The 12,676-nt window shown below is 48.5% G+C and carries 9 protein-coding genes and 1 pseudogene; 4 read left to right on the top strand and 6 right to left on the bottom strand.

The window, feature by feature from the left end; translation table 11 throughout:
* Nucleotides 1-34 precede the first annotated feature (34 nt).
* The 5 genes from FDX01_RS01145 to melR all read right to left on the bottom strand — a co-directional run bounded on the left by FDX01_RS01145 (nt 35) and on the right by melR (nt 5,779).
* Nucleotides 35-973, bottom strand: coding sequence for a hypothetical protein (locus tag FDX01_RS01145; RefSeq protein ID WP_137399090.1), 939 nt, complete (start codon nt 971-973; stop codon nt 35-37).
* 168 nt (nt 974-1,141) lie between these two features.
* The gene (locus tag FDX01_RS01140) at nt 1,142-1,777 is read right to left on the bottom strand and encodes a carbonic anhydrase (protein WP_115257678.1); all 636 of its coding nucleotides are present in this window, start codon (nt 1,775-1,777) and stop codon (nt 1,142-1,144) included.
* Between the two features lie 155 nt (nt 1,778-1,932).
* Entirely contained in the window at nt 1,933-3,105 is a 1,173-nt protein-coding gene (locus FDX01_RS01135) for a PatB family C-S lyase (protein ID WP_137399089.1), read from the bottom strand.
* A 79-nt stretch (nt 3,106-3,184) separates the two neighbouring features.
* Nucleotides 3,185-4,645 carry a Na+/H+ antiporter NhaC gene (nhaC, locus tag FDX01_RS01130; RefSeq protein WP_117343215.1) on the bottom strand — a complete coding sequence of 487 codons (1,461 nt, stop codon included), beginning with the start codon at nt 4,643-4,645 and terminating at the stop codon, nt 3,185-3,187.
* A 213-nt stretch (nt 4,646-4,858) separates the two neighbouring features.
* Nucleotides 4,859-5,779, bottom strand: coding sequence for a transcriptional regulator MelR (melR, locus tag FDX01_RS01125; protein WP_137399088.1), 921 nt, complete (start codon nt 5,777-5,779; stop codon nt 4,859-4,861).
* 314 nt (nt 5,780-6,093) lie between these two features.
* Here melR and FDX01_RS01120 point away from each other — a divergent pair, with 314 nt between their 5' ends.
* Both FDX01_RS01120 and FDX01_RS01115 read left to right on the top strand, forming a co-directional pair.
* A complete protein-coding gene (locus tag FDX01_RS01120; protein ID WP_137399087.1) occupies nt 6,094-6,585 on the top strand; it encodes an anti-virulence regulator CigR family protein in 492 nt (163 codons plus the stop codon).
* A 244-nt stretch (nt 6,586-6,829) separates the two neighbouring features.
* On the top strand, nt 6,830-8,026 hold the full coding sequence (locus FDX01_RS01115; RefSeq protein WP_115257680.1) for a tetratricopeptide repeat protein: 1,197 nt from the start codon (nt 6,830-6,832) through the stop codon (nt 8,024-8,026).
* A gap of 72 nt (nt 8,027-8,098) precedes the next feature.
* Here FDX01_RS01115 and FDX01_RS01110 read toward each other — a convergent pair whose 3' ends face one another.
* Entirely contained in the window at nt 8,099-9,745 is a 1,647-nt protein-coding gene (locus FDX01_RS01110; protein ID WP_249360835.1) for a sigma 54-interacting transcriptional regulator, read from the bottom strand.
* 206 nt (nt 9,746-9,951) lie between these two features.
* On the opposite strand from FDX01_RS01110, the pseudogene FDX01_RS01105 reads away from it, so the two are divergent.
* Nucleotides 9,952-10,893: pseudogene (locus tag FDX01_RS01105) on the top strand (amidohydrolase family protein); the annotation flags it as partial.
* A gap of 78 nt (nt 10,894-10,971) precedes the next feature.
* Nucleotides 10,972-12,258, top strand: coding sequence for an MFS transporter (locus FDX01_RS01100; RefSeq protein ID WP_115257684.1), 1,287 nt, complete (start codon nt 10,972-10,974; stop codon nt 12,256-12,258).
* The last annotated feature ends 418 nt before the right edge of the window (nt 12,259-12,676 follow it).

Genomic DNA, 12,676 nt, shown 5'->3' with positions numbered 1-12,676 from the left:
TTGACTCACCAAGGCCACGGCTATAAATACAGGGCTATGAGTGGCGTCGGGTAAGAGATAAATTTCTGAATTTCACCATGCACTTATAAGATATTTTTTTGAGTATCGATAAAAAACTAAAGGTGTTTATTTTACTATCGTAGACAAGATAGTTATTCGTGAAGTTTAAGGTATGTACACCGTCGCTTTGGTTGATGGCGGCATTGACCTGTGCAATAAGCTTTTCATCAAAAGAAAATGCGTTTAGCGTGACTAATGCTTTGATGTAAATTGATTTTCCATAGGTTTCAGGCGTGCATTCCTGAGTGAGGAAGTACAGTGTATTGCCGATGTTATGGGGCGCCCCGGCGCCTCGCTGATGCAGGTTGCTCAACTGCAAAGTGGGCGTGATTTTCTGCCACGGACCGCTCACGCTCTCGGCAGTATGGATCATCAGCTCATTATTCATTGTCGTCGATAATAGATAACAGGCACCGTGTAGTGAGAAAAATACGTTATCGGTTAATGCTTCGTCCGAGATTAAAACGTTTATCGTCTTCCAGCGTTGGGGGAAATCTACGCACTGAAATAAAATAACCTCTTTTCTTTCTGAAGACTCAGGGATCATAAAGAGCTGGCCATTGACCTCAAATACAAAAGGAAAAGATAAATGGCATTTTAGATAATCGAAACCGTCGAGCTTCACATCATCGAGTTCCGCTAAGTCGGCATCGAGTATACGGCAGCGTAGGATCCCCTTCGAATTACGGAAGTGTAAAGCCTCATAAAAAATATAAACTTTATTATCTCTTTCAATGATGAAAGGATCGGCCTGAAAGGTGTGTTTCTTTTTTAGTTGCTGCGCAGGGGTACGCTTCAGGATATCCAACGTGTTAGTAGGAAAGGTATGAGAACCATTATCCTTGATAATCATGATGTCCCACGACTCATGATAAAAAAGCATATTTATTATTCTTTTATATTTGGCCCGCATTCGCACGTGTTCCTTTTGTCGCTTTAACTTACCGGGTACCCTTACGGCAACATTTACGGTTAATTTAAAAGCTAGTCGCAAGCGCGTTTTTTGTCCACTTACGGAACGAGTGGCGGGGGGAAGGGGCGGCGTGACGTTGCCAGAGCATCCTTGCTCCAGATAAAGATTTTACTCGAAATGCACCTGCGGATTGTCTGCCAGTGAAACGTACGTTTTGCTGTCTTTATCCAACGTACGGATCTCACCGCTTTCAATGTCGTACACCCAACCGTGCAGACGCAGCGCATTATTACGCAGTCCGACAGCGACAGACGGATGCGTTTTAATATTATTCAGTTGAGCGATAACGTTCTCTTCCACCATGGCATTCACTTTGTCGATTGCGTTATCCCAGGTTTTCTTCTCGACTACCGCTTTCGCCGCATCGGCGTAGTGCAACCAGTGGGCGACCGCAGGCATCGGATCCAGACTCTGGCTTTCAGCAATCGCTTTCATCGCACCACAGTTGGAGTGCCCACAGATAACGATATCCGTCACGCCTAACGCCAAGACCGCGTATTCGATGGTGGCAGATACACCGCCCGGTTCCGGGCCAAAAGAAGGGACGATATTGCCCGCGTTGCGGATAACGAAAAGCTGTCCTGGCTCTTGCTGCGTAACTAGTTCTGGCACCAGACGACTGTCTGAGCAGGAGATGAAAAGTGCTTTAGGATTCTGGCTGGAGGCCAGGCTGCGAAAGAGTTCCTTACGTTGAGGGAAAATCTCTTTTTGGAAGTTGAGGAAGCCCTCAATGATATGTTGCATAGCAGTGTCTCTTTTCTCTGTTTAAGCAGGTTATGATGAAGATCACACTTTCCAGTTTAACACTCGCGCAGAGAAGAGGAAGTATTTATAGCCGGTCAGGGCATATCTATGGGGTATTTTGCCCTGACTTAGCAGGGCAAATATTGGGTATAGCGCTACGCGTCCAGCCTCTTCTGGTATGCCTTTTTGAGTCTGTCCATGGCCTCCTCCAGTACAGAACGCGGACAACCAACGTTTAATCGCATATGGCCTTCTCCGCCAGGACCATATTGATAACCTGGCGACAGGCCAAGCCGGGCATCATGGACAAAAAAAGCGCTCAGTTGCTCATCACTGAGGCCCATTTTTTCAGCATTCAGAAACAGCAGATAGGATGCGCCGCCATACAGAATCGAGATCAAGGGGCAGTGCTTTTCAATTTCATCTTTTACATACGCTATATTGTCAGCCAGATAGGTCAATAATTTCTGGTGCCAGTCACTGCAGTGAGTATAGGCACTGTAGATGGCCGCCTGCTGTAACGAATGGGTCTCGGCGAGGTAGCAGTTATCAAGAAAATGATAGAACCGTTCGCGCAGTTCATCGTTCTTGATAATGGCGATACCGCCTTGTATCGCTGCGGTATTAAAGGTTTTGCTGATAGAGGCAAGCACAATCGATTGACTGTTTAACCCTTCATTGAGGTTGAAAAATGGGTGGTGTGTTTTGCCGGGTAAGGTCAAATCGCAGTGAACTTCATCCGCGATCACGATGACGCCCGCGTCGTGACAATAGTCACTTATTCTTTCAAGCGTCTCGCGGCGCCATACCATCCCGCCGGGATTATGCGGAGAAGGAAAAAGAAACATTTTGCATGCTTTAAGCTTCTCTGTGAAATCATGCCAGTCAAATTCGTAACCGCCATCCTTCTCAATTAGGCGAGTTTGAACCAGATTTCTGCCGCTGGTTTTGACCAGGTTGGGGTAGGGGTCATATATTGGGCTGCAGGTCAATATATTGTCCCCTGAACGGGTGAGAGCCATCAATGATAGTACGATGGTTTTGATGACCCCCGGAACAAAATGCACCCAGTGCGCCTGAACGCTACTGTCATACTGTTGCGCATACCAATGAATAACCGCTTCTTTCCACTGTGGGTAATCCAGATTATAGCCCTGAACGGGCTGTTCTATAACAGCCCGTAGCGTATTCAGAATGGGTTCTGGTGTGGCAAAATCCATATCTGCAATCCACAGCGGTAATACATCATTGGTACCGTACATCTGTTGTAATTGCCCGTACTTACGACAATTAGCATCCCTTGTGACAATATCGTCAAATAAAGACATTGCTGACTCCTGGCAGGTCTCTAAAAATAAAATTTAAGTAACACAAAATTAGCGAAGTCTATTTATGTACAGAACGAGGCTAGGATTTTTGTTCAACTCTATACTCAGCGTCGTCATTGGATTCATACTTAGCGATACCAATACCTGTCGCCGCCCACAGCAGTGCAAAGATGACCCCGCTGTAGCATAAGATTGCCCAAGGTAAATAATCGAGGGTGGCGACGCCCAGCATCGTGGCACAGTAAACACCGGAAGCAGACCAGGGAATAATGGGTTCAACGACTGTCCCGGCGTCTTCTGTTGTTCGAGAAAGGTTTTTTGCCGCAAGACCCCGTTTTTTATACTCATCTTTAAAGGCATCACCACACAACAATAGAGGTAACGTGCCGTTTGCCGTACAGGCGCAGATGGTGAACGTGGTAACAATAGTGGTGGCAACCAGACGAAATGTGGATTTAACCCCTTTCGTCAGTGCGTTAATGACGGTGTGTAGAGAGCCTGTGGCACTCATCGCCCCGGCGAAGCTAAAGGCGCTGAAAACGGTAACGAAACTGCTAAACATGGAAATTGCGCCACCGCGTTCCAGTAAGCGAGCAACATCAGCTGACAGTGCAGGGACAGTATCGCCTGTGAGCATCGCGAGCTTAAAGCCACTGACCACCGATTCGCCGACCGAGGCGGCGGTAAATACCTGAAAGACTAGCGCCAGAATCATCGACACGATAGTTGACAGAAATAACATAGGAATCGCTGGTTTCTTTGACAGCGAACCGTACAAAACGATAATCGGTGGCAGCAGTAGTAGAATGTTAAAGTGATAAATCTGGCCAATAGTATTCATCAAATGGGTAATATTTTCAGGTACGCTTGACGAGGCATCAATCCCCATTCCCATATAACTGTAAATAATACAGCAGATTACAAAACCTGGACCGGTGGTCCACAGCAGATGCCCGATATGCGAGTACAGGTTTACGCCTGCCGCCAGTGCGGCCATGTTTGTGGAGTCAGAGACGGGAGAGAGTTTATCGCCAAACCAGCAACCTGAGACGATAGCCCCTGCTGCGATGGGTAGCGATACATTAAGCCCAATCGCGACGCCAATCATGGCAATGCCAACGGTACCGATCGATCCCCAGGAAGTCCCGGTACAGACGGAGATGAGTGCACCCAGCAAAAAAGCCGAAATATAGAAATATTGTGGGTTAATCCACTTCAAACCATAATAAATCATCATGGGAATGGTGCCTGACACCATCCACGCTCCAATCAAGAAGCCGATACTCGCGACAATCAGTATGACAGGCAGCGCCTCAGATATTTTATTACAAATAGATTGTAGAATATCGTCCCACGTATAGCCGTGTGCGAGAGCGATAAATGAGGCGGTCGCCGTGCCCATTAAAATCATGGGTTCTGCACGAATATTAAAAATAAAATATCCGATACTAATTCCACCTAGCATGACGACCATCGGTAACACTGACCAAAAGAAAGATAATTCCTTCCGGTTTTTTAAAGCACAGTTTTTTGGTTCCATAATTCCATCCAAATAGTTAATGATTCTACAAATCAAATAAATTACTGCTACAGGTCATCCAATAATTGAATGACATAGTGACTCGCGTTAATAGCGAATGTTATTTTATTAACTGCGCCAGGTTTTCTATTATTTATTTATTTTTTTTGACTGTCATCTCCGGGTAGTAATAGGATAAATTGTTCTGATGACTCGTTATTTCTCCACATAAGGTTAATGGTTCCGCCGCTGTTGGCTGAGTTTGCGATACTGTTGTGGTGGCATACCAACGTATTTATGAAATGAGCTATAAAAACGACTACTGGAGCGAAAGCCAGCAATCGTGGCGATGTCGAGTATGGTTTTATCGGTGTCACTCAGTAACGCGCGTACATGATTAATACGCATGGCGGTAATGTACTGTTTCATGGTCAGTTGCATCACCCGTTGAAAAATGCCCATCGTGTAGTTTGGATTGAGTTTGACGTGTTCGGCAATGGCATCAACCGTCAGCAACTTGTCGCAGTTGGCGGCAATAAACTCAAGCATCTGGCTTACGTAAAACTGTGAGTGCCGTGAAATACTGTTCTTCTGGGTACGTGATGTTTTATTACCCAATAAAGGTTGCCAGCCTGAAAGGCTAAACCGCTTGAGCATGAGGGCAATTTCATCAATGGCGAGCTGGCGAATTTGCTCGTTATCACTGTTGAGTTCATTCTGCCAGCGCTGAACTTCAAACGCGCTGAGTTGCTGTGATGCTGATGATGTAATGACCATTCCGTGAGTTACATGGTTAATCAGTTCCCTGTCCAGCGGCCAGGATAAAAACAAATGCATGGGTAAGTTAAATATTGCCATTTGTTTACAGTGCCCAGGGTCAGTGAGCTGATGAGGGGTACAGGCCCAAAATAGCGTAATGTAGCCCTGCTTACTCCGAACCACTTCATCATTGAAAAGGTATTCTACGTCGCCATCAAACGGAACATTCACCTCAACCTGGCCGTGCCAGTGGCTGTAGGTCATGGCCAACGGCGCCCGCAACTCGACGTCCATACGCTGATACTCGGAATAGAGTGCCAGTGGGCTACGCGTCTTTTTTTCATAACTGCGGCACATATGTGGGTCATGTGGCAGCTGCGGGATACTTTTAGCCATGGTGGATTAGTTCCTGGGTAGTGAGTTTGACCGGGTGGTAGCGCCAAAGCATGAACATAGCTTAACCGAAAAAAAACGCCGTTTTCTCTCCGTTTTCGCGAAGTTATTCCCAAAAACTCAGATCGCCTGTCAGTCACATGAAGATCTGAGTTATCGGGAATAGCGGGTTACGTCAACAAATCTTACATCACGATGATGCCTTTTCTGTCCAGGACAGGGACCGCTTTTTTTGCACATAAATCGGAACTATAGAGATGGCTGGCATTTACGAAGTATCGTACCTTTTAAAGGTACCTCCATATTAAGGAATCATCATGTCCAGGTTTCGTACTTTAGCAACCGCTTTGGTCGCGGTTGCTGCGATGACGATGTGCGCCATGCCTGCATTCGCTAACCCGGGTAACGGAAACGGGAACGGTAACAGCGGTAATCATGGAAACAAGGGTAATAGCGGTAATAGTCAGAAAGGCAATTCAGGTTCAAAAAACAATCAGCAATCTGAACAACGTAAAAATTATGGCAAGCCGGATCATGTTGATAGCGATATTAGCTTTAATGTGGCAAGACAGTATGCGGTCAGATACGGTTTGACCGGGTATCAATCGCTTCCTCCTGGCATCGCCAAAAACCTGGCGCGTGGCAAGCCGCTGCCTCCGGGTATTGCGAAGAAGAACGTTCCAGCCTCGATGCTCAATCAATTGCCCTATTACCCCGGCTACGAATGGCAGGTGGTGGGCGACAATCTGGTGCTGATTGCGCTGAGCACCGCGATTGTGACCTCGGTGATTAACGGGGTGTTTGACTAATTGTAGATGCGGTGTGAACGCAAAAAGCCACGATAAGTCGTGGCTTTTTTATTATCTTTGACCCGTCCTGATTTCCTTCGTGGATAAGTGAGTGAGAATCAACTTAATTTAAGGGGGTTATTTCTCATCCTTATGCAGTATATAGTTAATAATTCTGATGTAGATCGCAATGCCAGCCAAATACGTTGGATTGTTGAAGCGTCTTCTCCATCATGTGTATTTTTCTTAACAAGGATTCTGTTTTATGAACATTCGGCCTCTCCTCGCCTTCACTTTCATTGGCTTATTATGGGGCGCGGGAATATCGCAAGGATATGCAAAAGAGTGGAACAAAGAGCCGATGGCTGTTTTACAGCAAGGGGCCGAGGCGGGGGATGTAAAGGCGCAGTACTACCTTGGAACCCTGTATTGCGAAGGAAAAGGTGTTGCGCGTGATGATACGAAGGCCGTTGAGTGGTTGACCCGCGCGGCTGAGCAGGGAAATCCCGACGCACGTTACGTCCTCGCCTTAGTCTATTTTGATGGTGAAGGAGCACGGTGGAATGACGGCAAGGTGATTGAGTGGTTTAACCATCAAGCCGAACAGGGTAATCAGCAAGCGATCAACTGGCTCACCCTCGCTGCCGAGCGCGGAAACTATCTGGCGATAGAGTGGTTACACCAGGCGGTTGATAAGGGGAATCCCGAAGCACAGCGTGCTCTCAACAGTAAAAAGTCGCTGTCCGAGGGTTACAACACAGTTAAAGCATTGAGTAAAGCCGCTGAACAGGGAGATGCAAAAGCGCAGGGGCTGCTGGGTCGGCGCTACTTTGAAGGGCATGGCGTCGGTATGGATCGCAACAAAGCCTTTGCGCTGTTAAGTAAGGGCGTCAGCCAGGGTGATGCGCTGTCTCAGGGCGTGCTGGGCGTGATGTATTACCTGGGAGAAAGCGTCGGCGTCACGCAGGATCACAAGAAAGCATTTGAGTTATTTCAGCAGGCGGCAGCCCAGGGGGATGTGCTGGCACAAGGGATGCTCGGCATGATGTACTCAAAAGGTGAGGGAACCGCGCAGAACGATAAAAAGGCCTTCGAATGGTATCAGAAGGCTGCCGCACAAGGCGATGCGGGATCTCACACGGACCTGGGATTGATGTATCTCGAGGGCAAAGGGGTCGCTCAGGATGACAAGAAAGCCGTCGAACATATTGAGCGCGCAGCCAAAATGGGTAGTCCGGAAGCCCAGAGATTGTTGGGCAGGATGTACCTGGAAGGGAAAGGAGTAGATAAGGACTATGCGCAAGCCTATATCTGGAATGCCGTGGCCGTTGCTAACGGAAACTTTGATGCTCAGGCCGGGCTAGATGCTTCGCGGGAAAACCTCTCTCCTGCCGCTTTAGAAGAAGCCGATGGCAGGGCGCGGAAATACTTTGAACAGTATCGATATAAACCGCAAATCTGATGCACAATGTAGCCCGCGTTATGCGTTATGCGTTATGCGGGCTTCTTCTTTTTTAGAGCATGGACAGATGGCTTACATTCCGTACAGCTTAATTTTTCGGTAGAGCGTGGCGATGCCGATCCCCAGCTCTGCCGCCGCCTGTTTCTTGCCCTCTACGCTTGTGCCAAAACGCTGTAAAACACGCTCAATGGCTTCTCTTTCGGCTTGTTTTCCCTGACTGGCAAGCTGACGTGGTTGTGCCGATATAGCGGGTTTTCTGCTGTCCGCCGCGGTGAGCAGGTATGGAGGCAGGTGGCTGGCGTTGATCCCGGTCGCTTCCCCACGCATGACAAAAATATATTCGATGACGTTACGCAGTTCGCGGACGTTTCCGGGCCAGTGCCAGGTATACAGGCGGTTGATCACATCATCGGGCAGTTTTTGTGGTGGCCGTTGGTAGCTTGCTGAGAACTCATCGGCAAAATACTGGGCGAGGACGGCGATATCCGCACGTCGTTCCCGCAGGGAAGGGAGTACCAGCGGAACCACGTTCAGACGATAAAAAAGATCTTCGCGAAACTGATGATTCTCAACCATCGTGTGAATATTTTTGTTGGTCGCTGCGATAATGCGGACATCAATTTCGATGGTGTTATTCGAGCCTACCCGGGTAATCGCTTTTTCCTGCAGTACCCTGAGCAACTTAGCCTGCAGGTGCAGCGGCATATCGCCTATTTCATCGAGGAACAAGCTGCCGCCGTTGGCCAGTTCAAATTTGCCCATCCGTCCTTTGGGGTCCGCACCGCTGAACGCCCCACGGACGTAGCCGAACAGTTCACTTTCCAGTAACTGCTCGGGGATAGCTGCGCAGTTGATCGTCACAAAAGGCGCGGTTTTACGCGGACTGCTCTGGTGAATCGCAAATGCCACCACTTCTTTCCCCGATCCGCTCTCCCCGGTAATCAGCACGCTGGCGTAGCTGTTAGCGATTTTCCCTACGGTACTTCTAAGCTGCTCCATTGACGGGGAATGACCAATTAACCGCACCTGAGTATCGGACTCATAAGGCGGCATCGTCATGCTGCTCAGGTAGTCATGAGCATCGCGAAAAATAACCATGGTTAAACGATCGTTATCTTGTGACGAGAGTGAAATCTGTTTGCACAATACATGATGTTTCTGACCTTCGAGCGTCAGCCACGCTTCTTCATCGCCATACAAACTGTCACCGGTGGTTTCAATGGTGAGGGGGAGTCCCTGAACCTCCCGGTTGAGAATACGATCGGCGGAGTGGTTGGCATGCCAGATACGGCCATGACCATCGATCGCCACGACGCCGCGATCCATCGCATCGATCAGGCGACGGAATGCGCCCAGCGTCTCCTGGGCGCGTAAGCGTTCCAGGCACTCAAAGACTTTGCTTGAGATCATGACGGCGATTTGTTCAATGAAGGTAACGAATTTATCAATCTGACTGAGCAGCGTTTCTCGCTGTGCCTGGGTTGAACAAATAATCCCGATCACCCCAATTACGCGATTATTAAGAAAGATGGGCGCGTTCAAATCCAGCATTTCTGAACAATAGCGATGTTTTTCACACATCTGGCACAGCGGATGTTCACCGGGATTTTTGATCAGCACCGTTTCGCGCACCTGCAGAACATGGCGATAGATATAGCCATTTTTTGCCACATTCTCATTGAGCATGTGCCGGTATTTTCCGGTGCCCGCAATGCGCATTAAAGATTCATCAATGATTTCAACATCGGTCCCTCGAAGGGATCGCCGCCCGTCTGGTCAGCGAACGCTATAAACCTGACTATGTGATTATCGGCGAAGCATCCGAATTAAACCTGAAAATTGGTCAGCGTGGCCGCGCTGAAATTGTGGTTGAAACGTTTGGCAAACCGGCGCACTCCGCTAATCCGCAGGCAGGTATTAACGCGGTGTATCAGCGCAGTGAAGCCGACGACATCATCAACTCCACCCAGGAACTGATCGATATCGCTAAAGCAACCGGCGTCTGGCTGCACATTTCGCATATGAAAGTTTGCGGCAAGAAAAACTGGACGCTGATTGATCGGATGCTGGGCATGCTGGAGCAGGCGCAGGAAGAGGGGATCCGCATCTCTTTCGATCAGTATCCCTACGTTGCGGGCAGCACCATGCTTGGTGTGATCCTGCCACCGTGGGTCCATTCGGGTGGAACCGACAAGCTGCTTGAACGTCTGGCCTCGCCTGAACTGCGGGAGAAGATGATCGCTGATATTCAACAGGGCATTCCGGGCTGGGATAACTTTATTGATTTCGCCGGTCTGGATCAGATTTTTGTTACCAGCGTGAAGACAGAAAAAAATCAGGATGCCGTTGGCCTGAACCTCGTCGAGTTGGGTGAACTGCGTGGTAAAGATCCGTACAACGCCACCTTTGATCTGCTGTTTGAAGAAGAAAATGCCGTTGGGATGGTCGATTTCTACGGCACGGAAGAACACGTAATTAAGTTCCTCTGCCGCCCGGAACAGAACGTCTGTACCGATGGCCTGATGGGCGCAGGTAAGCCGCATCCGCGCGTGTTCGGCGCTTTCCCTCGTGTACTGGGTAAATATGTGCGGGAAGAAGGCTGTCTGACCTGGGAAGCGGCAATCCGTAAAATGACCGGAAAACCTGCCGAGGTGTTGGGCTTGCAGGATCGAGGGCTGATTAAGGTCGGTTATGCTGCGGATATTGTGATGTTCGATCCGTACACCATTACCGATAAAGGCACATTTGTTGAACCTAATCAGTATCCTGAAGGGATCGAACTGGTGATGGTCAATGGACGTATTGCTTTAATTAATGGCATAGAGAGCTATGCCTGTAGCGGTACTGTTATTAGAAAACAATACTAATAAATAACGCGCAATACGCGTTGATCTCTCGCGACCATTTATAGCCGCGAGAGATCACTACACCCCAAGGACATCACAATGAACCAACAAGCATCTTTACCTTCAGGTAAGCCAAAGACCTGGAAAGCAAGATATACCGTCCTGTCATTAATCTGGCTGGCATGGCTGCTTTCTTTTCTCGACCGTATGGTGATGAGCGTTTCATTACCGTATATCGGTAAAGATTTAAATCTTGATACCACGCAACAAGGTTTAATTATTAGCGCCTTCTTTATTGGTTACGCGGCATTTCAAATTCCCGGCGGTTTATTGGCGGATAAATTTGGCTCGCGTAAAATTATGGCCATTGGCATTGCCTGGTGGTCAATTTTCACCAGCTTAACCGGTGCGGTACTGACGCTTCCTCTGATGCTGGCCGTCCGCTTCTTATTTGGCATCGGTGAAGGGTGCTTCCCGTCTGCGTCCTGGAAGATGATCTCGACCTACTTCCCGTCAAAAGAGCGTGGCCGCGCAACGGCGATTCAGTCGACGGTGAATACCTTAGGCCCGGCGCTGGCGGTGGTGGTTGCGGCGAGCATCATCGGGGCATTTGGCTGGCACATGGTCTTTATCGTGCTCGGTATTCCCGGTCTGTTTATTGCGGCGGGTATTTATTTCTTTACCCGGGACAACCCGAAAGATCACCCGGCTATTACGCAGCAGGATCTGGCGGAACTGGCGGCTGACGATCAAGGTAGTCAGCAAAATACCCGGGCCGTTGCGTTCAAAGACGTGCTCAGAATGCCCGTGCTATGGCAGATGGCGGCTATCTGGTTCTTGTTTGATATTACCTTCTGGGGCTTCTCTACCTGGCTGCCAAGCTATTTGATCACCGTCCGTGAGTTCTCACTGGCGAAGACCGGTGTGATGGCGGCGATTCCATTCTTGTTTGGCGCATGTGGCACATTGATCGGTGGATATTGCTCCGACAAATACAAGTCGTTGCGTAAGATGTTCTACGTTGTGACATCCGTTATTGCCGCAGGTTTCCTGTATTTGACCTTTAGCGTAAGCAGCGCGGATATGGCGGTGGTTTACCAGTGTATTTCAGCACTGTTTATGTTCTTCGCCATGGCGACATTCTGGGGGATTTTGATGGACACTATTCCCAGCAACATCATGGGTCGCGCATCCGGTATCGTTAACTTTGGTGGGCAAATGGCAGGGGTGGTTTCCGCACCGGTCATTGGTTGGTTAATCCAAAGCAGCGGCGGCAGCTACAACAGCGCATTTATCTTTATGATTGCGGCATTGATTTGTTCGGCAGTGGTGACGCTGACCGTGAAAAACTCCCACGCTATTGGTGCATTACCCAGTCAAGCCTGATTAATGTTTGTCTCCTGTGGCTCTGGTGTGCCAGAGTCACAGGGGGGCCGGCCGCGTTCCCTACTGATGTGTTTTGTAGTTTACGCATGACGTTCACGTGCACTGGTGCACTAAATCAATCTCTTAATTGAATTCTCTAATGAAAATAACACAGGGTGTTTTAAACCACAAAAATAAGACGTAGCGTTGTTAATTTTCTCCAGGTTGGGATAGGTCATGCCATTTCTATTTTTAGAGAAACATGCAGTATAGACATCCATATGGTTTAACACTTCAGTATTTAATGGTCTGGCCTTTGTGTATATCTCTGTGGTGAAAGCACTGCACTGACTACAGTTGCAATGACATGTGGCGTAATCAGTAGAGATGATACAATTATCATTGTCTAGGGAAGGTGCGAACAAGTTCCTGATATGAG

The sequence above is a fragment of the Citrobacter sp. wls613 genome (assembly GCF_005281195.1).
Lineage (GTDB): Bacteria > Pseudomonadota > Gammaproteobacteria > Enterobacterales > Enterobacteriaceae > Citrobacter > Citrobacter gillenii.
Note: the sequence above shows the minus strand (reverse complement) of the source record. Positions and strands in the feature narration are given on the sequence as shown.